Annotated in this window: 21 protein-coding genes, 1 other RNA gene and 2 pseudogenes; 20 read left to right on the top strand and 4 right to left on the bottom strand. The window is 68.5% G+C overall.

What is annotated here, in order from left to right; all coding sequences use genetic code 11:
- The 3 genes and pseudogenes from VFW79_RS10995 to VFW79_RS10985 form a co-directional block, all read left to right on the top strand.
- Nucleotides 1–201 (top strand): annotated as a pseudogene (locus tag VFW79_RS10995) (Nif3-like dinuclear metal center hexameric protein); the annotation flags it as partial.
- Nucleotides 198–938 carry a zinc ribbon domain-containing protein gene (locus tag VFW79_RS10990; protein ID WP_329677347.1) on the top strand — a complete coding sequence of 247 codons (741 nt, stop codon included), beginning with the start codon at nucleotides 198–200 and terminating at the stop codon, nucleotides 936–938. The pseudogene VFW79_RS10995 and the gene VFW79_RS10990, both read left to right, overlap by 4 nt.
- A complete protein-coding gene (locus VFW79_RS10985; protein ID WP_329677346.1) occupies nucleotides 938–1,681 on the top strand; it encodes a histidine phosphatase family protein in 744 nt (247 codons plus the stop codon). Before VFW79_RS10990 ends, VFW79_RS10985 begins: the two co-directional genes overlap by 1 nt.
- Before the next feature lie 28 nt (nucleotides 1,682–1,709).
- On the opposite strand, the gene VFW79_RS10980 is transcribed toward VFW79_RS10985, so the two are convergent.
- Nucleotides 1,710–2,486: a peroxide stress protein YaaA gene (locus VFW79_RS10980; protein ID WP_329677345.1), complete on the bottom strand. Its 777-nt coding sequence runs from the start codon at nucleotides 2,484–2,486 to the stop codon at nucleotides 1,710–1,712.
- 65 nt (nucleotides 2,487–2,551) lie between these two features.
- Here VFW79_RS10980 and VFW79_RS10975 point away from each other — a divergent pair, with 65 nt between their 5' ends.
- The gene (locus tag VFW79_RS10975) at nucleotides 2,552–2,935 is read left to right on the top strand and encodes a tautomerase family protein (protein ID WP_329677344.1); all 384 of its coding nucleotides are present in this window, start codon (nucleotides 2,552–2,554) and stop codon (nucleotides 2,933–2,935) included.
- Between the two features lie 34 nt (nucleotides 2,936–2,969).
- Here VFW79_RS10975 and VFW79_RS10970 read toward each other — a convergent pair whose 3' ends face one another.
- The gene (locus tag VFW79_RS10970; protein WP_329677343.1) at nucleotides 2,970–3,776 is read right to left on the bottom strand and encodes a class I SAM-dependent methyltransferase; all 807 of its coding nucleotides are present in this window, start codon (nucleotides 3,774–3,776) and stop codon (nucleotides 2,970–2,972) included.
- Between the two features lie 93 nt (nucleotides 3,777–3,869).
- Between VFW79_RS10970 and rnpB the strand changes: the two genes are divergently transcribed.
- An RNA gene (rnpB, locus tag VFW79_RS10965) (RNase P RNA component class A) lies at nucleotides 3,870–4,254 on the top strand.
- A gap of 27 nt (nucleotides 4,255–4,281) precedes the next feature.
- Here the strand turns inward: rnpB and VFW79_RS10960 are convergent.
- On the bottom strand, nucleotides 4,282–4,518 hold the full coding sequence (locus VFW79_RS10960; protein WP_329677342.1) for a tyrosine-type recombinase/integrase: 237 nt from the start codon (nucleotides 4,516–4,518) through the stop codon (nucleotides 4,282–4,284).
- Nucleotides 4,519–4,801: 283 nt separating this feature from the next.
- Here VFW79_RS10960 and VFW79_RS10955 point away from each other — a divergent pair, with 283 nt between their 5' ends.
- A complete protein-coding gene (locus tag VFW79_RS10955) occupies nucleotides 4,802–5,071 on the top strand; it encodes a hypothetical protein (protein ID WP_329677341.1) in 270 nt (89 codons plus the stop codon).
- Between the two features lie 237 nt (nucleotides 5,072–5,308).
- On the opposite strand, the gene VFW79_RS10950 is transcribed toward VFW79_RS10955, so the two are convergent.
- On the bottom strand, nucleotides 5,309–6,127 hold the full coding sequence (locus tag VFW79_RS10950) for a DeoR/GlpR family DNA-binding transcription regulator (protein WP_329677340.1): 819 nt from the start codon (nucleotides 6,125–6,127) through the stop codon (nucleotides 5,309–5,311).
- Nucleotides 6,128–6,332: 205 nt separating this feature from the next.
- Here VFW79_RS10950 and VFW79_RS10945 point away from each other — a divergent pair, with 205 nt between their 5' ends.
- The 14 genes and pseudogenes from VFW79_RS10945 to VFW79_RS10880 form a co-directional block, all read left to right on the top strand.
- Nucleotides 6,333–7,388, top strand: coding sequence for an autoinducer 2 ABC transporter substrate-binding protein (locus tag VFW79_RS10945; protein WP_329677339.1), 1,056 nt, complete (start codon nucleotides 6,333–6,335; stop codon nucleotides 7,386–7,388).
- Between the two features lie 81 nt (nucleotides 7,389–7,469).
- Complete coding sequence (locus VFW79_RS10940; RefSeq protein ID WP_329677338.1) at nucleotides 7,470–8,984, top strand: sugar ABC transporter ATP-binding protein; 1,515 nt, start codon at nucleotides 7,470–7,472, stop codon at nucleotides 8,982–8,984.
- Nucleotides 8,981–10,024: an ABC transporter permease gene (locus tag VFW79_RS10935; RefSeq protein ID WP_329677337.1), complete on the top strand. Its 1,044-nt coding sequence runs from the start codon at nucleotides 8,981–8,983 to the stop codon at nucleotides 10,022–10,024. The genes VFW79_RS10940 and VFW79_RS10935 overlap by 4 nt, the downstream gene beginning before the upstream one ends.
- Complete coding sequence (locus VFW79_RS10930) at nucleotides 10,021–11,103, top strand: ABC transporter permease (protein WP_329677336.1); 1,083 nt, start codon at nucleotides 10,021–10,023, stop codon at nucleotides 11,101–11,103. The genes VFW79_RS10935 and VFW79_RS10930 overlap by 4 nt, the downstream gene beginning before the upstream one ends.
- A 50-nt stretch (nucleotides 11,104–11,153) precedes the next feature.
- Complete coding sequence (locus tag VFW79_RS10925) at nucleotides 11,154–12,155, top strand: dihydroxyacetone kinase subunit DhaK (protein ID WP_329677335.1); 1,002 nt, start codon at nucleotides 11,154–11,156, stop codon at nucleotides 12,153–12,155.
- A gap of 3 nt (nucleotides 12,156–12,158) precedes the next feature.
- A complete protein-coding gene (locus VFW79_RS10920; RefSeq protein ID WP_329677334.1) occupies nucleotides 12,159–12,800 on the top strand; it encodes a dihydroxyacetone kinase subunit L in 642 nt (213 codons plus the stop codon).
- A 9-nt stretch (nucleotides 12,801–12,809) separates the two neighbouring features.
- A complete protein-coding gene (locus VFW79_RS10915; protein ID WP_329677333.1) occupies nucleotides 12,810–13,706 on the top strand; it encodes an NAD(P)-dependent oxidoreductase in 897 nt (298 codons plus the stop codon).
- Between the two features lie 422 nt (nucleotides 13,707–14,128).
- Entirely contained in the window at nucleotides 14,129–14,944 is an 816-nt protein-coding gene (locus VFW79_RS10910) for a hypothetical protein (protein WP_329677332.1), read from the top strand.
- Nucleotides 14,945–14,988: 44 nt separating this feature from the next.
- Nucleotides 14,989–15,186, top strand: coding sequence for a hypothetical protein (locus VFW79_RS10905; protein WP_329677331.1), 198 nt, complete (start codon nucleotides 14,989–14,991; stop codon nucleotides 15,184–15,186).
- Nucleotides 15,173–15,562: a hypothetical protein gene (locus VFW79_RS10900; RefSeq protein WP_329677330.1), complete on the top strand. Its 390-nt coding sequence runs from the start codon at nucleotides 15,173–15,175 to the stop codon at nucleotides 15,560–15,562. Before VFW79_RS10905 ends, VFW79_RS10900 begins: the two co-directional genes overlap by 14 nt.
- 58 nt (nucleotides 15,563–15,620) lie before the next feature.
- On the top strand, nucleotides 15,621–17,354 hold the full coding sequence (locus tag VFW79_RS10895; RefSeq protein WP_329677329.1) for a family 1 glycosylhydrolase: 1,734 nt from the start codon (nucleotides 15,621–15,623) through the stop codon (nucleotides 17,352–17,354).
- A gap of 114 nt (nucleotides 17,355–17,468) precedes the next feature.
- A complete protein-coding gene (locus tag VFW79_RS10890; RefSeq protein WP_329677328.1) occupies nucleotides 17,469–18,806 on the top strand; it encodes an ABC transporter substrate-binding protein in 1,338 nt (445 codons plus the stop codon).
- Nucleotides 18,807–18,885: 79 nt separating this feature from the next.
- Complete coding sequence (locus VFW79_RS10885; RefSeq protein WP_329677327.1) at nucleotides 18,886–19,848, top strand: sugar ABC transporter permease; 963 nt, start codon at nucleotides 18,886–18,888, stop codon at nucleotides 19,846–19,848.
- Nucleotides 19,845–20,064, top strand: a pseudogene (locus VFW79_RS10880) (hypothetical protein); the annotation flags it as partial. The gene VFW79_RS10885 and the pseudogene VFW79_RS10880, both read left to right, overlap by 4 nt.

Raw genomic sequence — 20,064 nt, 5'->3', positions numbered from 1 at the left:
CAGCCGAGCCCGCCCTACCTCGTGGACGTCGCGCACTTCGCCTCCGAGTGGCCCTGGCTGCCGCTCGCGGCCGCCGATCTCACGTCGGCGCTCGCGGCCGACGGCACTACGGTGGAGACCCGGATCAGCACCCAGCGCACCGATCCGTGGACAGCGCGGGTGCCGAGCCCTCAGATGCAGTCGGAAGGAAACCCCCTGTGACCACAGCACCCCCCGAGGCCCAGCACCGGCTCCTGGAGGTCCAGGCCCTCGACACGCGCCTCGACCAGATCGCGCACCGCCGCGCGAACGTGCCTGCGCTCGCGCGGCTCATCGAGCTCGACAGCCAGCTCGCCGACCTCGAGACGGCGCTCGTGACCTCGAGGACCGCCGCGAACGACCTGCGCCGTGCTGTCGCGAAGGCCGAGTCCGACGTCGAGCAGGTCCGCACCCGCGCCACGCGCGACCAGACCCGCCTCGACTCGGGCAGTGGCAGCCCGAAGGACCTGCAGGCGCTGCAGAGCGAGCTCGCGTCGCTCGGTCGGCGCCAGGGCGAGCTCGAGGAGGTCGAGCTCGAGGTCATGGAACGGCTTGAGGCCCACGAGTCCGTGCTGAACGAGCTGACGACCGCGCACGACGCCCTGGTCGCGCAGCGCGACGAGGTCGTGGCGGAGCGGGATGCGGCGTTCGCCGAGCTCGACGCCGACGCGGACCGCGTGAGCGCGCAGCGGGCCGAGATGGCCGCGCCGCTCGACGAGAAGCTCCTGGCCCTCTACGAGAAGATGCGCGCCCGCCTCGGCGGCGTGGCGGTCGCGGCCCTGCGCCACGGGCGCTCCGAGGGCAGCGGGCTCATGGTCCCGGGCACCGAGCTCGCGCGCATCAAGGCCCTGCCGCCCGAGGAGATCGTGTTCTGCGAGGACTCCGGACGGATCCTCGTGCGCGGTGAGGACGCCTTCTGATGGCGGACGCCGGGGTCTCCCCGGCAGCGGGTGGCACCCCTCGGCGCGCGGCCCGACCATCAGGCGCCGCGGTGCGGTTCGACGCGGCCGAGCCTGTCACCGTCGTCCTGGTGCGGCACGGGTCGACCACGATGACGTCGTCGCGCGGGTACTCAGGCTCGTCCGTGCCCGGACCGCCCCTCAACGACGAGGGTCGGCTGCAGGCGGCGGCTGCGGCGGTGCTCGTCGACCGGGTCGGGCGCGACCTGTGGGGTGACATCCCCTACCCGAGCGAGCTCATCGCCTCGCCGATGGTCCGCACGCAGCAGACGGCCGCTGTCGTCGGCGCTCGGCTCGGTCTCGAGGTGCGGACGGTGCCGGACTTCAAGGAGGCGGACTTCGGGGCGTGGGAGGGTCTGACCGCGGAGGAGATCGAGGAGCGCTGGCCGGGCACCCTGCAGCCGTGGCACCTCGAGGCGACCGTGCGACCGCCGGGCGGGGAGTCGATCACCGACGTCGGCGTGCGCATCCGCGGCGCGCTCGGCGCACTGCTGGCCGGCGGCGTCGACCGCACGGTCGTGGTCATCAGCCACGCTGTCTCGATCCGTGCCGCGCTCGGGCTCGCGATGGGCGCGCAGCCGTCGTCGTGGAGCCAGCTGCGGGTCGCGCCCGCGTCGTTGAGCATCGTCCGGCTGTTCGAGGACGGCCGCAGCGAGGTCGCCGTCGCGGGAGCGCCGAGCGAGGGCTGGGCAGCACGCGCCTGAGGCGTCTCGCACGGGCTCAGTGCACGGCTCAGTGCACGACGAGGGTGAGCACGCGCGCGCCGTGGCCCGCCGGACCGAGCTCGACCGCAGCCCACTGCTCGCCGATGAGCTCGCTCGCGGCCGTCGCGAGGCCATCGGCGTCGACCGGGGCGTTCCGACGTCGCGCGAGCAGGTGCCGGGTGAGCACCCCCCGGGCGTGCTTCGCGTTGTGCGAGACGACGGCCCTGATCCCGGCGAGCTCGCGCACGACGCGGACCTGGACCCATGCTGCGCCGCGTGGTGGACGCCAAGCCGAGAGGTACGTGGCCGAGCGGCAGTCGACGACGAGGTCGCCGTCGGCCCTGGGGTCGAGGACGGCAGCCAGCTCGTCGCGCCAGGCCGCCGCGAGCGGTCCGATGCCGGGCAGGTCGGTCGCCATCGACAGCCGGTAGGCGGGGATGCGGTCGCCGGGTGACGTGACGCCCCACAGGCCCGAGAAGATCCGCACCGACTCCTGTGCCCGGGCGCGAGCCACCGGCGTGAGCCCTGACAGGCCCGCGGCAGCGAACAGGACTCCCGAGTACACCCGGTCGGCGCGGGCCGCCGGAGCGCTGCACAGGTCCACGTTGCGGGCGACCTCCCCGGCGATGCTCGCACCGACACCGAGGGTCGTGACCGCCTCGGGCCGTGCGCTGACCTGGATGAGCGCGTCGAGCACCTTCGCGCGCATCGGGCCGAGCTCCGGCGCTGACAGGGCGGCGAGGTCGAGCGCCGGTCCGCTCGCCGGTGCGGTCTTGCCCTCCGAGGGCGGCAGGAGAACAAGCACGTGCTGACTCTAGGCTGCACGTTCGAGGGCGAGCGACGCAGCCGCCCACCGGACAGGGGCAGCACATGGCACACGTGAAGATCTACGGACGACGGGACGTCTGGGCCTCGCGGCGGACCGAGGTGTCCGACGCGGTCCACGCGGCGCTCGTCGGCGCGTGGGCGCTGCCCGAGCACAAGCGCTTCCACCGGTTCCTGCTCCTCGACCCCGAGGACCTCATCGCCCCGCGCTCGCCGGCGTACCTCGTCGTCGAGATCGTGTGCTTCGCGGGCCGCAGCCGCGCGGCGCGCCGGGCGCTCGTCCGGGCGTTCTTCGACGACGTCGCGCCGACGCTCGGGCTCGACCCCAACGACCTCGAACTCGTCATCCTCGAGAGTCCGGCCGAGAACTGGGGCATCCGCGGGGTCGCGGGGGACGAGCTCGAGCTGGACTACCGCGTGGACGTCTGACACACCGGCCCGCCCGACCCGTGCGCGCGGGGCGTCACGTAGCTACGCCGCTCGCCAGCACGGCCGACGTGGGCAGGTGCAGCAGGCCATCCGTACCGAGGTAGCGGCGGCTGAGCAGGTCGTAGTGCTCCTTGAGGTCAGCGCGGGTCGCGGGGGACTGGGAAGCGACGATCTCGCCGATCGTCGCGATGCCGCTCGCCGGGCCGCTCCACCAGACCTCGGGGTCCACGCAGTGCGTGAAGGTCACGGTCTGGGCCACGACGTCGTCCAGGCCCCCGCATGTGAGCAGTCCGTCGAGCCCGGACGGAGTGCGTGCGAAGTCCAGCGACGCGGGGACGGACGCCTGCGCGGAGCGATCCACCCCCGCCGCGTCGAGCACCTCCTCCCAGAGCAGGTGGAGAGGCGTGAGCGGTCGTGGCCAGATGGTGACTCCGACGCGTGCTCCCGGAACCGTCACGCGCCGCAGCTCGGCGATCGCCGCGCGCGGGTCGCCGACATGGTTGAGCACGAAGTTGGCCGTCACTGCATCGAAGGTCCTGTCCCCGAACGGCAGGTGCGGGAGCGCGCCCCCAATGACGTGTGCACGGTCCGCCGTGCGCCGCGCGATCCGGCGCATGCCGGGGTCGGGGTCGATCGCCGTGACGCGTGCGCCGCGTCCGAGGCCCAAGGCCGCAACCGTTCCGGTCCCCGTCCCGACGTCGAGCAGGCTGCTCTCGGGGCCGACGCCAGCGGCGTCGAGCAGCGCCTCACCCATGTGCGCGCACAGGAGTGCGAACGTTCGCTCATACGTGCTCGCGTGACCGGCCCACGCCCGTCGCTTGCTCTCGTCGTATGCGCTCATGCGCGGCATCTTCCACCCGGGGGCAGGGGGCAATGCGGGACGTCTGGTCCGGGAGGGGCCTACGGCTGGCCGGCTGTAGGCTTGCACCGCGGATGAGCTGGCCAGACGGCCGCGTCGAGCTTTCGGGCTCGCCGAGGAACGTCCGGGCTCCACAGGGCAGGGTGGTGGGTAACACCCACCCGGGGTGACCCGCGGGACAGTGCCACAGAGAGAAGACCGCCTCGCCCGCCCTTCGGGGTGAGCGGGGTAAGGGTGAAACGGTGGTGTAAGAGACCACCAGCGTGCCGGGCGACCGGTGCGGCTAGGTAAACCCCACCCGGAGCAAGGCCAGACAGGGAGCGTTCGAGGGCTGCTCGCCCGAGCTCCCGGGTAGGCCGCTGGAGGCGTGCGGCAACGTACGTCGTAGATGGATGGCCGTCACCCGCGCGGGGGCAACCGCGCGCGGGCACAGAACCCGGCGTATCGGCCAGCTCATCCGCACATGAGCCGATGACCTGCGGTGATGCTAGATCTGACCATCCCCGGTCCGCGGGGAGTCCGCAGGAGGTGCAAGCGCGAGGACGGAATCGACCGCCTCACGGGTGCGGTCGTCGGAGTCCGGCCACAGGTGGCTGTAGGTGTCGAGGGTCTCGACCGCCGAGGAGTGTCCTAGCCGCTCCTGCACCGTCTTGACCGATTCCCCGTGCCGGATCAGCAGCGACTCGTAGTAGTGGCGCAGCCCGTGGAACACGAACCCCGGCATCGACGGTCGCCGTGCGCCACGCATTGCCGAACCCCGAGCGTCGCAACGGTCCGCCGGCCTCGGTGGTGAACACCAGCCCGTCGGGGCCGGCCGGGAACGCGGCGAGGTGCGCGGCGAGCGCATCGACGACAACCTGGGGCAGCGGGATCACGCGCACGCTCGGCGCGGAGCGCGTCCCGCAGACGAGCTGAAAGGAATCGCTGCGCATCCATGAAGCCTGGCCGGGCGTCGCGGACGCCATGGCCTGCGCCCAAACATGAAGGGCCTCTGAATCGGAGCTTCGGTGCTGAGGTCACGTCGTGGGCCTACCGCAAAGGCCGGACACGACGTGCGTCTGCACCAGACCGGCGTCAAGCACTTCCACCACCCAGTCGTCGGGGACCTGCACCGCGACTACGAGGCGATGGAGCTGCCCGCCCAGCCCGGGCTCACCCTGATCGCCTTCACCGCCAGCGCGGGCTCACCTGACGAGGACGCCATCCGCCTGCTGTCGCTCTGGGCCGCGACCCACGCCCCGGTCCAGGGGGTCGGCACGGCCAGTCGCCGGAACTGATCCGGTGAGCGCCGCTGCAACGTGGGCACTGCGAGCGCTCGCTGCGCGCTCCCGGTCCCGGTGGCGGCTCGCCGCCACGAGTCGGCTCCTCTCGGAGCTTCGGATCAGCCGACTTCAGCAATCGGACAGGTGTGCGCTGCGCTGGCGAGCCCACCGAGCTGACGGCGGTCTGCCCCTGTAGGCGAGGGGGTGTGAACGGGCATCGGAGCCCTTCATCACGCGCTCCGGCGCGGTGGTTCAGCTCTGGCCGCGGATTTCGACGCCCCGCGCCGGGGTCTTGCCAGCCCGCCCGGGCGAGTGGCTCGACGAGGCCGGGGGTGCGACGGGGACCCGGATCACCGGAACCGGGAAGCGTGCGGCCCGAATCGGATCCAGCGTCTGGTCCGTGATCCCGGCGGTGAAGTCTTCGAATCCGAACACCTTGAACAGCGCCTCGTGGCCGAACTTCGAGCTGTCGGCGACGAAGAACGCTTCGCTCGCGATGGAACGCATCTTGCGCTTGAGCTCGATCTCATAGCTCGAGGTGGCGTAGATGCCGTCCTCCATGACCGTGCCGGCCCCGAAGATCGCCACGTGGACACGCAGGGTGTCAAGCTGCTGGATCGACGTCGGTCCCCACATGGCGAAGCCGTTGGGAAGCAGCTCGCCACCGATGAAGACGAGGTTGATCATGGGCCGCTTGGCGACCTCGAGCCCGATCCGCAGGTCGTGCGTGACGACGGTCAGCCGGGAGTGGTCCAGGTGCCGGGCGACCTCGAGCGTCGTCGTCCCGCCGTCGAGCAGGACCGTCTGACCCTCGAGCACACGCTCCGCCATGGCGGCCCCGATGGCCTGCTTCTCGGGCATGTGCACGCCGTGCGTGTTTCGCGCAGGCGACTCGTTCATGTGCACCGGTACCGCGCCGCCGTGCGTGCGCTGAACGACGCCATCTTCCTCGAGCCGGTCGAGGTCGCGGCGGATGGTGGACGTGTCCACCTGGAAGGCCTCCGCCAGTGCATTCACACTGTGGAAGCCGCGCTCCTGCAGCAGGACGGCGATGTCCTCGCGACGCGACATGGGTTGACCTCTCTGGGCGCTTACCGAACTCTAGCAGCCCAGTATGCACGTTTTCGTGCAGTCGCGTCAGACATGCTGCGCGATAAACGGCGAGACGTGCTCGACATGTGCGCGGATCGCGGCTACTGTCCTGCAGAGCGGGGGCACGAGTCCGCGGCGTGGACGTCGAAGTCCACCGGGCGATCGATCACAAGGGAGTGGACGGATGACGCAACGAAGGCTGGCTGTCCTGGCGATCTCAGGCATCACTGCAGCTCTGCTCGCAGGCTGCGGATCGGTGGGCGGCGGTGCTGCGAGCGGCGCGACGGCTGCAGGCGCAGGTACGGGCGCAACGCTCGCCCCGAAGGACATGACCATGGTCACCGTGGTCAAGCTCAAGGGCATCGCGTGGTTCGACCGCATGGAGGTCGGGGTCAAGAACTTCGCAACCCGCACGGGCGTCGATGCCCGTGAGGAAGGATCGAACGACGTCAGCCCGGAGAAGCAGATCGCGATCATCCAGGATCTGATCCCGCAGAAGCCCACGGCGATCACCGTGGTGCCGAACTCGCCCGAGGCGCTCTCGAACGTGCTCAAGCAGGCGCGCGACCAGGGCATCATCGTCGTCTCGCACGAGGCGACAGGCATCAAGAACGTCGACATCGACATCGAGGCGTTCGACAACGCCGTCTACGGCGCCAAGATCATGGACAGCCTCGGCAAGTGCATGGGCGGCGAGGGCAAGTACGTGCAGTTCGTCGGCGGGCTCACCGCCAAGACCCACATGGAGTGGGTCGGCGCGGCGCTCGACGAGCAGAAGGCCAAGTTCCCGGGCATGACGCGGGTCGAGGACCCGATCGAGAGCACGGACAACGAGAACGCCGCCTATGACAAGGCCAAGGAGATTCTCGCGAAGTACCCCGACATCAAGGGCTTCGAGGGATCTGCGGGTAACGACGTCCCCGGCATTGCCCGGGCCGTCGAGGAGGCTGGTCTTCAGGACAGCGTGTGCGTCATGGGCACGTCGATCCCGTCGGCCGCCGCGAAGTACCTCGCCAACGGCTCGATCGACAAGATCTTCTTCTGGGACCCCGCGCTCGCCGGTGAGGCCCAGCTGCAGATCGCGATGATCCTCGCGCAGGGCGGCAAGATCGAAGAGGGAACCGACCTCGGGATCGAGGGCTACCACTCGCTCAAGAAGACGGCCGGCTACGACAACGTCTTCGTCGGGGACGCGTCGGTCGAAGCGGACGCCCAGACGGCCGCCAGCTTCAAGTTCTGAGCTCGGCCCTCGACAGGCCTGCACCCTGGGGTTGACCGTCCACGGACGGTCAGCCCCAGGGGTGGCCGGAAAGCACCCACCATGACAGCACCCAGCTCAACGGGCGCACCTGTGCCAGTTCTGCAGGTACGCCACCTCGTCAAGACCTACGGCGGCGTGGTCGCCCTCGACGACGTCTCGCTCGATCTCCTCCCGGGTGAGGTGCACTGCCTCGCCGGCGAGAACGGCAGCGGCAAGTCGACCCTCATCAAGATCATCTCCGGTGCCGAGAAGCCTGACTCCGGCGAGATCATCGTTGACGGCGTCGCGCACCACGCGATGAACTCCACCGAGGCGATCAAGACCGGGATCCAGGTCATCTACCAGGACTTCTCGCTCTTCCCCAACCTCACGGTCGCGGAGAACATCACGCTGACCGCGGCGGTCGCCGACCGCCGACGGCTCTACTCGCAGCGTGCCGCGCGGCCCGCCGCGCAGGCGATCGTCGACGAGCTTGCCCTCGACCTCGACCTGGACGCAGACGTCGAGAACCTCTCGGTCGCCGACAAGCAGCTCACCGCGATCTGCCGAGCTCTCGTGCACGACGCCCGGGTGATCGTCATGGACGAGCCCACGACCGCCCTGACCCACACCGAGGTCGCGCGCCTGTTCAGCCTGGTCGAGACGCTCCGTGAGCGCGGGGTGGCGCTGATGTTCGTCTCGCACAAGCTCGACGAGGTCCTCGCGGTCTCCCAGCGGGTGACGATCCTCCGCTCGGGTGTCCACGTGCTGACGGCACCGGCCGCTGACCTCGACCCGCGCGCCATCGCCAGGCACATGACCGGCCGCGACGTGAAGGACGAGCGCACCGTGAGCGAGCTCGCCGCTGATGCCGCGCCCGTGCTCGAGGTCGACGGGCTGACCCTCCCTGGCGCTTACCACGACATCTCCTTCACTCTGCGTCGGGGCGAGATCCTGGGGGTGACCGGGCTGCTCGGCTCGGGTCGATCCGAGATCGCCGAGTCGTTGTTCGGGGTCCTGCCGGCTGAGCGTGGCACGGTCCGCATCGACGGACGTGCCGTGCGGCTGAGGTCCATCGACGACGCGATCGCGGCCGGCATCGGGTACGTCCCGGAGGACAGGCTCTCCCAGGGGCTGTTCCTGGAGAAGTCGATCGCCGACAACATGATCGCCGGATCGCTCGACGCCCATCGCACGCGCTGGCACACGCTCGACGGCGGCCGTGTGCGGACCACCATCCAGCAGCTCTTCGAGCGGCTGCGGGTCAAGGCACCGAACGTCTCGGCCACGGTCCGCTCGCTCTCGGGCGGCAACGCCCAGCGGGTGGTCATCGCCAAGTGGCTCGCGAACCGGCCCCGGGTGCTCATGCTCAACGGCCCGACTGTAGGTGTCGACGTGGGCTCCAAGGAGGAGATCCTCGCGATCCTGCGTGCCGAGGCCGCACAGGGGATGTCCGTCATCGTCATCTCCGACGACGCGCCCGAGCTGGTCGCGTGCTGCCACCGCGTGCTCGTGATCCGCCAGGGCCGCCTGGTCCACACCCTTGAGGACGGGGACATCGACGTGAACACCATTCTCGAACGGATGGCGGCATGAGCGCCCCAGCTGCCCCGGCCCTCGCTGCGGTCCAGCGGCTCCGTGGGCCCAACAACGAAGGCGTCCTCGCGCTGATCCTCGTCGGTCTCGTCGTCGTGATGTCGATCGCCAGCCCGGCGTTCTTCACCCTCTCGACGATGTTCGCGATCGTGCGCAGCTCGATCGTGCCGCTCATCTTCGCGCTCGGCGTCCTCATCGTGATCATCTCGGGCGGCATCGACGTCTCGTTCGCCGCCATCGCGATCTTCGCGGCCTACACGACGGTGCGGATCGCCGGCGCCGGTCTGGACCTTGGGCTCGCCGGCGTCTTCGTCGTCGCGCTCGCCCTGGGTGCTGTCCTGGGTCTGGCCAACGGGGCCGTCATCGCGCGGTTCCGGCTACCCACGCTGATCGTGACGCTCGGGACGCAGGGCATCTTCAAGGGCGCCCTGCTCACCTACGTCGGGTCGCGGTACATCGCGGACCTCCCCGCGTCGATGGCCTCGGTCTCGACGACCAACGTCGTGGAGATCTCCTCCGGCGGACGCGGGGCCTACCTCCACGTCATGGCGGTGCCGGCGATCCTGCTGTGCTTCGCGGTGGCGTGGATGCTTCGGCGGACGATGTTCGGGCGTGGCATCTATGCCATCGGTGGCGATGCGGAGGCGGCCCGCCGCGCGGGCTTCCGGGTCGTGCGGACCCAGCGGTGGATCTACGTCCTCGTCGGGATGATGGCGGCGGTCGGCGGCATGATCTACATGATCATGGGGCGCAGCGCCAACCCCCAGGACCTCGTCGGCGGAGAGATGGACATCATCGCGGCGGTCGTCCTCGGCGGTGCATCGATCTTCGGCGGCCGTGGCTCAGTCCTCGGGACCGCACTCGGCGTGCTCCTGGTCCAGGTGATCAACAACAGCCTGATCCTCGCGGGGGTGCCCAGCGCGTGGCAGCGCACGGCTGTCGGCCTGCTGCTCATCATCGGTGTCGGCGTCCAGGCGGTCTCTGCGAAGCGCTCGGTGCGACGAGTGCGCGCCAACGACGAGGAAGGAGTGGCCGCGTGAACGACAGCTCGACGTCCAGCAACCCCCTCAAGCGGATCAACGCGCAGGTCGGGGACCGGTACGCGGAGATGGTGAGCCGCGTGCACGTGAACCGCGGCTCGGGGCGCATGATGCTCCTCGTCGTCGTGGCGTTCGCGGTCTTCGCCGCCCTCAAGCCGCAGGTGTTCCTCAACCCGTTGAACATGCAGAACATCGCCATCGCCTCGCCCGAGATCGGCGTGATTGCGATCGCGATGATGCTCGCGATGCTGACCGGCGGCATCGACCTCTCGCTCGTGTCGATCGCGAACCTCTCCGCGATCACGATCTCGACGCTCTACACGAGCATCGCGGCCGGCGACCCGACGCGCGCCGAGCAGCTCATGCCTGTGCTGATCCTGATCGGGCTCGTCGTCGGCCTCGTGGGCGGTGCGATCAACGGTCTGCTCGTCTCGCGGGTCGGCATCACCCCGATCCTCGCGACTCTCGGCACGATGCAGATCTACAACGGCATCGCAGTCGCCTGGACCGGCGGCCGCACGTTGTACGGGTCACCTGACTCGCTCACCGCGATCGGCCACGCGACGGTGGGCGGTGTCCCCATGCTGTTCGTCGTCTTCGTCGTGATCGCGATCGCCGTCGGAGTGCTCGTGAGCCGCACCCCACTGGGGCTCAAGATCCAGCTCCAGGGCGCCAACCCGGTGGCCGCCCGCTACTCCGGCATCAACAGTCGGCGGGTCCTCATGAGCACGTACCTCGTCGCGGGCCTGCTCGGTGGCGTCGCAGGGATCCTGTTCATCGCCCGCAACCCGACCGCGTCGGCGGACTACGGAGCGTCCTACGTCCTGCTCGTGATCGTGATCGCCGTCCTCGGCGGGACCAACCCGGCCGGCGGCTTCGCCACCGTCTTCGGCGTCGTCCTTGCGACCCTCACACTGCAGATCGTGGCCAGCGGCTTCACTGCCGTCCGACTGTCCTCGTACCAGTACGCGATGGCCCAGGGCGTGATCCTCATCTTGGTCATGGTCGCCGACCAGGTCACCTGGCGGCGCAGACGCATTGCACGACGCCCGGCCAGCACCGCTGCCGTTCAGGCCTGAACCGCCCCGTCCCGCACGAACTCCACCCACGGACAGATCCAGAGGAAGACATGAAGAAGATCATCAACGAGCCAGGACGCTTCGTCGACGAGATGATCGAGGGCATCCTGCTCGCGCACCCGGGCCAGGTGAAGACGCCCGGCAGCGACCCCCGCATCATGGTGCGTGCGGACGCCCCGGTCGCCGGCAGGGTCGGCATCGTCACCGGCGGCGGCTCGGGCCACCTGCCCCTGTTCAAGGGCTACGTCGGTGTCGGGCTGTGCTCCGGCGTCGCCATCGGCAACGTGTTCAGCTCGCCGAGCTCGCAGCAGGTCTTCGAGGCGACCAAGGCCGTCGACGGCGGCGTCGGCGTGCTGTACCTGTACGGAAACTACGGCGGCGACGTCTTCAACTTCGACCTCGCTGCGGACCTCTCGGAGCTTGAGGACATCGAGACAACCACCGTGGTCGGCCGCGACGACGTCGCCAGCCAGCCCAAGGAGCGCAAGCACGACCGCCGCGGTGTCGCGGGCATCATCTTCGCCTACAAGGCGGCGGGCGCGGCGGCCGAGCGCGGCGACTCCCTCGCGGAGGTGGCCGCGATCGCCGAGGACGTGATCGAGCACACCGCGACGATGGGCATCGGCCTCTCGCCGACGATCCTGCCGACGACCGCACAGCCGAGCTTCGACCTGCCCGACGGCGAGATGGAGGTCGGCATCGGCATCCACGGCGAGCCCGGCTTCCACCGCGGACCGCTCGAGACTGCCGACAAGATCGCCGACCGCCTCGTCGCCGCCCTCGTCCAGGACCTCGAGCTCGCGTCCGGAGACCGCGTCGCCGTGCTCGTCAACGGGATGGGCGCCACGCCGCTCGAGGAGCTCTACGTCCTGTACCGCCGGGTCTACCAGATCCTCGCGGGCCTCGGCGTGGAGGTGGCCAAGAACTACATCGGGGAGTACGCGACCAGCCTGGAGATGGCTGGCGCGTCCATCTCGCTGCTCAAGCTCGACGACGCACGGCTGAGCCTCCTCCAGGCACCAGCCAGCTCACCGTTCTTCAAGGAGGCGTGACCGATGAAGTCCACAGCGCTCAACGAGTCCATCCGGCGCAGCCTCACGGAGCTCGTCAGCTACGCCGACGAGCTGCGCGACCTGGACCAGGCGCTCGGCGACGGGGATCTCGGCATCACCGTCTCGCTCGGTGCCGGTGCGGTGATCGAAGCGCTGGAGACGCTGTCCGAAGACGCCACCCCGGCCGAGATCGCCAAGACGTGCGCCAAGGCGTTCGCCAACGCGAACCCGTCGACGATGGCCGCGCTCGTCGCCGGCGGTCTGCTGGCAGGGTCCAAGACCTGGGCGGGCCTCGACGACGTCGATGTCGCAGCCGCGGCGCAGTTCGTCCGGGCCGGGGGCGAGAACATCGCCGCGCGCGGCAAGACGCAGGTCGGGGACAAGACGATCCTCGACGCGATCATGCCCGCCGCCGACGCCCTCGCCGCAGCCCAGGACGCCACCGCTGGTCTCGCGAGCGCCATCGCCGGGGCCGAGCGCGCCGTGATCGAGACCACCGGCCTGCAGTCGCGCCGGGGGCGGGCGTCCTGGCTCCAGGAACGCAGCATCGGCCTGCAGGACCCGGGAGCGACCGCCTTCTTGCGGTTCCTCGAGTCCTGGCGTGTGGGTCAAGCCGCGGTCACCCAGCCTGTCACCCAGAACTGAGGAGCAGTCATGTCATCGATCGCCTATCTGGGCCTGGGCACGATGGGGCGCGGCATGGCCGCGAACCTCGTGCGTGCGGGCCATGACGTCACCGTCTGGAACCGCAACCCCGCACGGGCCGAGGGCCTCGAGGGTGTGCGCGTGGCGTCGAGCATCGCCGAGGCCGTCGAGGGTCGCGAGATGGTCCTGTACTGCCTGTCCGACGATGCCGCCGTACGCGCTGTCGTTTTTGGCCAGGACGGCCTGCTCGCCTCCGTCGGACCCGAGACCATCGTGGTGGACATGTCCACCATCAGCCCCGCGCTCTCCGACGAGGAGGCCTTGGCGTTCGCCGAGCGTGGCGTGCCGTTCCTCGACGCACCGGTGTTCGGGTCGAAGGGTGAGGCGATCGGCGGTGGCCTCTGGGTCGTCGTCGGCGGCGCCGCCGAGGTGTTCGAGCGCGTGCGGCCCGTCCTGGACGCTGTCAGCGAGACGGTGCACCACATGGGCCCGCAGGGTTCCGGCGCGCGCATGAAGCTCGTCGGCAACCTCGTGGTGGCCGCACAGCTCGAGGCCCTGGGTGAGGCCCTTTCGCTCGGCCGGGCGGCCGGACTGGACCTGCACCGGGTGCTCGACGTCCTGCACGTGACCGACTTCAAGTCGCCGATCTTCGACGGCGTCGGGCCGGGCGTGCTCGCCGGGGACTACTCGCCCTCGTTCGCTCTTGACCTCATGCTCAAGGACGCGCGGCTCATCCAGTCGTTCGCTGGAACCCTGAACGTGCCGGTGCCCGGCACAGACGAGGTCGAGGGCGTGCTTCAGGAGGCGGTCGAGCGGGGCTACGGCTCGGAGAACGCATCGGCGCTCATCAAGGTGGTCGCCGCCCGCGCGGGCGTCGATCTCACGGACGCACGGGCGCGCCTCTAGTCCGACGATGCTGAGGCCGTCCCAGTGTGGCTCAGCCACGTGGGACGGCCCCTGCATCGTCGTCGGCTCGTGCCTTGCATCGGCGCCCGCCATGGGTTCCGACGTCGCACTGGAGACCGCGGACGTCGCTCCGATGAGCACGGGCCTTCGCGCCCTGCACCATCGCCGCGACACGGTGCACCCGGTGAGAGACACCTGGAGCGGGCTGGTGACGTGCGCGCGGGTGCGACCGTCACTCGAGTGGGGGACCAAGGGGGACGCGCTACTGCCATGGCGTTTCCGCAGGTGAGCTTGGGTGCGCGGCGAGAGGGACGGCGCCGGAGCCGAAGTGAATCGGTGGTGCGGGGCCGATCGGGGGACGAGTCAGGGGACGAAAATGCGTGACCGTTCACGCCGTATCCCTACGGCGGAAGGACCTCGCGATGAGCGTCGCGGCGCAGCTCGGACTCGACGACCCGGCCGAGGGCTTGCTGGCTCGGGCCCGCACGAATCGGCCCGTTTGGCGCGGACAAGATCCACGGCTGGGCGCAGCGGACGACCTGCTCGACCTGCCCGGGTGGATCCGCTCGGCTGACCGCGACGACGTCGACGACCTCCTGCACGAGCTCGCCCGCCTCGGCAGCCCGACCGGTGGCGACGATGTCGCGGCGGCTGGCGCACTCGCCTGGCTGCTGCTCCCCGGGGCGATCCAGGTGGCGCACCCGCTGCGGGACATGACACCTCGGATCGACGAGTGCGTCGCTGCGCAGCTGTGGATCGAGGTGCGCAGCTTCGCCTGGGAGCGACGTCGGAAGGTGGCGGCCAACATCGTCATGAACCTGCGCCGCGGTGTGCTGCGCGAGCTCGGCGCCGTAGAGCACGTGCGGGCGGTCGACCTGGCATGGGCGCATGCGATGCCCCTGGCGCCCGAGGCCGACCTGTGGCGGGTCATCGACGCCAGGGCCGCAGAACCCGATGGGGTCGAGCCAGAGGAGGAGCTGGCTGAGCTGCTCTCGTGGGCGACGTCGCACCGCGTGATCGACGAGCACGATCGAGAGCTGCTCATCGGCCTGGCCGAAGCCGCCTGCCAGATGCAGGTTGCCCGCAGCCGCGAAGGGCGCGGTGGGTTGTGCTCCCGGTCCGGGTCGAGCGTCGTCGCGGCGCGGGATCTCCGAGGCGACTGTCCGCCGCCGAGCCAGGCGCAGCATCCGGGCGCTGGCCGATGCGTACGCACGTCAGCTCTCGGCGTGATGCCGTGAGCACCCGGCCGCTGTGGTGTGCCTTCGGTGGCGAGGTGATGACCGTGACCGACGACCTGGAGCTGCAGCGGCTGCAGCGCGAGGCCCATGACGAGGCCGCTGCCGTGGCCGGCCTCGAGGACAGCCTGGAGCGTCCGCGCCGGGCCCGTGCAGCGCAGACCGCGCTGGCTGGTCTGCCCGCCGAGCAGCTGCGCCAGGCGCTGCGGATGCGACGCGCCGCTCTGGCCGGTGGTCGACGATGACGATCGCGACCCGACCGGCATGGCGATCTCGCAGGTACGAGCGGTGCACGAGCAGTGGTCCGCGCCCGACGCGCCGGAGGTCGGCGAGTGGGCCCTGATGGCCGCGGTCCAGGCGTTCCTGGCGAGCGCTGCAGGTCGGCACATCGACGAGCCCGGCACCTCAGTGGTCACCATCTCTGTGGCCGCGCAGATCAAGGGAAGTGACGGGGATGGCCAGGGACCGGCGCGCATGGGCCGCCGCGACGAACCGGAACAGCAACTGGGTGCCGGTGTCGTCGAGCGAGGCGAAGCCCACGCTGGAAGCCCCAGGGGCAGCCGGGCTGTCACAGGGGGCCCGCATCGCCCGTTACATCCTTCGGGTGAGCGCGGTCCTTGAGGGGGCTTGACCTCACCTCGGCAAGGTTCTAGTCTCCAGTGATTGGTACGTATCAATGATGATGCGCAACGTCGTCCGGAGTATCGGGTCGACCACGATGGTGGGTGGCAGTGCGTTTCGTTCAGCGAGCGGTGGCCGCGGCGATTTGGTGGACGCGGTCTGCACCCAGAACCGACGCCCCTCTACCGGCCTGATGTCGATGCGACTGACGGAGGACGTCGGCGCCAGCGCGACCGACCAGGAATGGACTCGAGACCCGATGAACCTGTATCTCGACGTGGATTTCGCCGCCAAGTTCAAGAAGGATCACTTCTTCTTCGGTGTCGCCAACGCGCCATACCTCTGCGAGGGCGGATACAACACGCCAGAGGGACCCAAGAACAGCTATGGGTACTTCGAAGCAGACGGGTCCGTCCCTGTGTCGGGTGAGGCCACCCGATTCTGGGACAACTTCACGCAGCACGTCGACCTAGCGGCCAGTCTCGGGTTGACCGCGTTTCGCATGGGCGTGGACTGGTCGAGGGTCCAGCCCACCCTGGATCTCAAGCCGGGCGCGGCACCTGCGTGGGACCCAGCTGCGCTCGACCGCTACGCCGCGATCATTTCGCGGGTTCAGGACAAGGGCATGGAGCCCATCATCACCCTGCACCACTTCGCGCATCCCGCATGGCTCGGGAAGACACTCTGGCTCCGCGATGAAGCGGCCGACCTTGTCACGGCCTACGAGTTAAGGATCGTCGACGAGCTCGGCAGCCGGCTGGTTGCGGATGGAAAGGTCCCGATCGGGCACTTCATCACGTTCAACGAGCTCAACCTCGTGCCGCTGATCTACTTCGGTCGCATGATGGGCTTCTCCGATGTCGACGCGGGCCCAGGCTCGTACCAGGCCGCGTACGACAATGTCGTCTCGGCACATGTCAGAATCTACGACGGCATCAAGGACCTCTACGAAGAGCGCGGATGGCCGGAGCCGCAGGTGGGTTTCGGCACGGCCAGCAAGAGTGCCTACGAGCTGGACAAGCTGTTCCTCGACATGGTCCGATTGCGTTCCTGGGGAATCGCGCAGGACGACGTCGCCGCATTCCTCGAGGAACGTCGGACAGCATGGGATGAGCGCTTGTCGGGGCTGGCTCGCCGGCAGTTGCCTGATGACCAGTTCGCGTACTACCAAAATGATGTTGGCGCGATCCGTCAGTACGTGGACGGCGCGACGTTGGCCAAGACGTTGGCCGCGTTATACACCTCCAAGCGCCTGAAGAAGCTCGACTACATCTCCGCCAACGTGTACGAGCCGTTCGGTGAGGCCCGATGCCTCGGGAACCAGCTCGAGGGTCCCAAGTGGTGGGAGTTCACGGTGGACGGCGACATCTACCGGACGATGATCTGGGCTTACAACGAGGCGAACACGGACCTCCCCATGTACATGGGTGAGAACAGCATTGCGTACGAGCAGCCGCGCTCGGGCCGTGCGGTCGAGCGCCCTGATGGTTGGACGCGCGAGCGGTACCTCAAGACATATCTGATGGAGATGGTGAGGTGTGTCGCTGAGGGCGTGCCGATCCGCGGATACCTCTACTGGTCGCTGGTCGACGATTTCGAGTGGCAGGCCGGGTTCCCGCCTCGACTCGGTCTCTACAACTACGACTACGTGTCGCACCAGATCCAGGAGACAGACGGTCGGGGCGAGCCCGCGGGTGAGATCTACGCCAGTCTCATCTCCGCGCTTCAGAGTGGTGACAAGCAGACCGTTCGAGACGCATTCGTTATTTCATATGCCGCTAGGAGGCGCTGAGTTTCGTGGGCCACCGTCCTCGCAGACGGAACGCGCACTCGTCCACACTCGGAGGTTTGGTCTCAGAGGCCTGGGTAGTCCATTTCTGCAATCACACCGAACACTGGAGATCCAATGAAGAATCTTCGCATATCGACTGTTGCGGTCAGCGCCGCGGCAGTGCTCGCCCTCACCGCATGCTCAGGTGGCGTCAAAGCCAGCGAATCCACCGGGCCCGTGGTCCTCAACTACTGGAGCGAGGATGACTCCGGCCCGCCGCTGGCGACCGACACGGCTCTGGTCGACGAGTTCAACAAGACCCACACTGACATCCAGATCAAGTTCAGGAGCGTCTCGAACGAGTCGTTCTTCACCGTGATGAGGAACGCGTTCACCGCGAACAACCCGCCGGAGATCTTCCAGCACGAGGGTGACAACAACCTCTTCCAGTTCGTGCGCGAGGACCAGGTGCTGCCGATCACCGACTGGTGGGGCAAGCCCGGGAACGGCGACCGCTTCACGCCAGGCGCTCCGGCGGCTTCCGTCACCTATGACGGCCAGGTCTACGGAGTCCCTCTGCGGATCGACACCACCAACGAGATCTACTACAACCGAGTCATCCTGAAGGACGCGGGCATTGACCCCACCGCCTTCACGACGTGGGGGGACTTCCTCGGCGCCTTCGCCCAACTGAAGGCGCAGGGCATCACACCCATCGCCTTCGGGAACAGCGAGGGCTGGCCGGGCTCCCAATGGTTCTACGACTTCCTGGCGAAGACGGCCGGCGCTGACAAGGTCAACCAACTGGTGGCGCGCAACTGCGGGTACGCATGGACCGACCCCGACGTGGTGGCCGCTGCTCAGCTCTACACGGACCTGTCTGACCAGGGCTACTTCAGCGCCGGCAAGTCGAGCGACGACTCCAACACTGCGCAGTCGACCTTCCTGAGCGGCAAGGCGGCCTTCTTCGGCTTCGGCAGCTGGTTCATTCCGTCGATCAGCGAGGCGCCCAACCCGGGCGACTACGGGATGGTTGCCTTCCCTGCGGTGGCCGGTGGTCGCGGCAGTGCCACCGACGGCCTTATCAATGCCGGTGGCCTGGCGGTGTCCAAGGCCGCTGACACCCCCGCGAAGCTCGCCGCTGCGCTCACGTTCTTGGACTGGGTCTCCCAGCCGAAGCAGCAGGAGGAGTACGTGAAGATCGGCGCCATCAGCGCCACAAGTGAGGCCAACGACCCGGCGCTCCAGGATCCGTTGACCAGCCAGGTCATCGCGGAGCAGATCAAGCCCTCGACAGGCAGCTTCCCGTTCATCGAGCACGTCACCCCGAAGGCGGTCGGCGAAGATGCGATCTGGCAGGGCAGCGTCGCGGTGCTGACCGGCCAGGCCACTGCCCAGTCCTGGATGCAGAGCGTCGAGGACGCAGCAGCGGCTGAGCACCCGACGGTCACCCTCAAGGAGAACTGCTCCTAGTACTCCAGCGGCCCCGTTCGCGCGCGGCGACGCGCGCAAACGGGGCCGCCCGACTTCCACGAAGCACTCCGGAGGGCTCATGACCACCCAAGCGAGGTTATCCGCTGCACCGATGCGAACCGAGCGCAGGACGATGGACCGGCGGCGTCGTGATCATCGAGAAGAGACGATCGCGTACATCTTCATCGCCCCTGCGCTCATCACCTTCGTGCTGTTCATGGCTGTCCCTATGCTGCTCACGCTCGTCATCAGCCTGTTCAACTGGTCTGGTATCTCTCTGGGCAGCCTCTCCTTCATCGGGATCGGCAACTATGAGCGGCTGGTACACGACCCGATCTTCTGGGGAGCGCTGCGCAACAACATGATGTTCATCGTCCTGGGCATGAGTGCGAGTGTCGCCCTGGGCCTCTTCCTTGCGGTTCGCCTGGAGCGGAACCTTCCCGGATCCAACTTCTTCCGGGGAGTATTCTTCCTGCCGACCGTCCTCTCGACAGTCGTCATCGGGATCGTCTTCACGTTCTTGCTCAGCCCGGTGTTCGGTGTGCTCAAACCGCTGTTCGCGCTCGTCGGAGTCACCTTCGACCAGGGCCTGCTCGGACAACCTGCCACAGCTCTGTACACAATCATCGGTGTCGAGACGTGGCGGGCGTTCGGTTTTGCGATGTTCCTGTTCGTCGCGGGCCTGAAGAGTCTCGACGCCAGCCTCCATGAGGCGGCGCGGCTTGACGGAGCCAATGATCGTCAGGTCTTCTGGATGGTCACGTTCCCCCAGCTGCGACCAGTTACGCTCCTGGTCGCCACGTTGGTGGGTATCCAGACGCTTAAGCTCTTTGACCTGGTCTACGTCATGACAGGTGGCGGGCCGCGGAACGCGAGCGAGGTGCTGACGACCTTCTCGTACACGCAGGCGTTCAACTACAACGAGGTCGGCTACGGATCGGCCATCGCCGTCATGCTCCTGGTCGTCACATTCATCCTGACCATAGTCCGCTTCAAGCTCCTTCCGGACAGCACCGACAAGGACAGCGGGGTCATGGGATGAACCGAGACAAGCTCGGGCGGGCCGGCTCGGCGGCGGGCACGTACACGGTCTTCATGATTCTGCTGATCGCCGTTCTGTACCCGCTGCTATGGATGGTGATGTCGTCCCTCAAGACCCGATTCACAATCTTCGCGAACCCCTTTTCCCTACCCAGGGACCCGACCTTCGCGAACTATGCCCGTGCCCTGAGTCAAGGCAAGTTCGGCCTCAACCTCA

The sequence above is a fragment of the Cellulomonas sp. genome (genome assembly GCF_036279715.1).
Classification (GTDB): domain Bacteria; phylum Actinomycetota; class Actinomycetes; order Actinomycetales; family Cellulomonadaceae; genus Cellulomonas_A.
The sequence above is the reverse complement of the archived record's forward strand: the minus strand, read 5'-3'. Positions and strand labels throughout refer to the sequence as shown.

Excerpts from the sequence above, each read along its gene's own strand:
- VFW79_RS10985 (WP_329677346.1), top strand. The coding sequence starts at position 938 with ATGGCGGACGCCGGGGTCTCCCCGGCAGCGGGTGGCACCCCTCGGCGC.
- VFW79_RS10975 (WP_329677344.1), top strand. The coding sequence starts at position 2,552 with ATGGCACACGTGAAGATCTACGGACGACGGGACGTCTGGGCCTCGCGG.
- VFW79_RS10970 (WP_329677343.1), bottom strand. The coding sequence starts at position 3,776 with ATGAGCGCATACGACGAGAGCAAGCGACGGGCGTGGGCCGGTCACGCG.
- VFW79_RS10960 (WP_329677342.1), bottom strand. The coding sequence starts at position 4,518 with ATGCCGGGGTTCGTGTTCCACGGGCTGCGCCACTACTACGAGTCGCTG.
- VFW79_RS10950 (WP_329677340.1), bottom strand. The coding sequence starts at position 6,127 with ATGTCGCGTCGCGAGGACATCGCCGTCCTGCTGCAGGAGCGCGGCTTC.
- VFW79_RS10945 (WP_329677339.1), top strand. The coding sequence starts at position 6,333 with ATGACGCAACGAAGGCTGGCTGTCCTGGCGATCTCAGGCATCACTGCA.
- VFW79_RS10940 (WP_329677338.1), top strand. The coding sequence starts at position 7,470 with ATGACAGCACCCAGCTCAACGGGCGCACCTGTGCCAGTTCTGCAGGTA.
- VFW79_RS10935 (WP_329677337.1), top strand. The coding sequence starts at position 8,981 with ATGAGCGCCCCAGCTGCCCCGGCCCTCGCTGCGGTCCAGCGGCTCCGT.
- VFW79_RS10925 (WP_329677335.1), top strand. The coding sequence starts at position 11,154 with ATGAAGAAGATCATCAACGAGCCAGGACGCTTCGTCGACGAGATGATC.
- VFW79_RS10920 (WP_329677334.1), top strand. The coding sequence starts at position 12,159 with ATGAAGTCCACAGCGCTCAACGAGTCCATCCGGCGCAGCCTCACGGAG.
- VFW79_RS10915 (WP_329677333.1), top strand. The coding sequence starts at position 12,810 with ATGTCATCGATCGCCTATCTGGGCCTGGGCACGATGGGGCGCGGCATG.
- VFW79_RS10910 (WP_329677332.1), top strand. The coding sequence starts at position 14,129 with ATGAGCGTCGCGGCGCAGCTCGGACTCGACGACCCGGCCGAGGGCTTG.
- VFW79_RS10895 (WP_329677329.1), top strand. The coding sequence starts at position 15,621 with ATGATGCGCAACGTCGTCCGGAGTATCGGGTCGACCACGATGGTGGGT.
- VFW79_RS10890 (WP_329677328.1), top strand. The coding sequence starts at position 17,469 with ATGAAGAATCTTCGCATATCGACTGTTGCGGTCAGCGCCGCGGCAGTG.
- VFW79_RS10885 (WP_329677327.1), top strand. The coding sequence starts at position 18,886 with ATGACCACCCAAGCGAGGTTATCCGCTGCACCGATGCGAACCGAGCGC.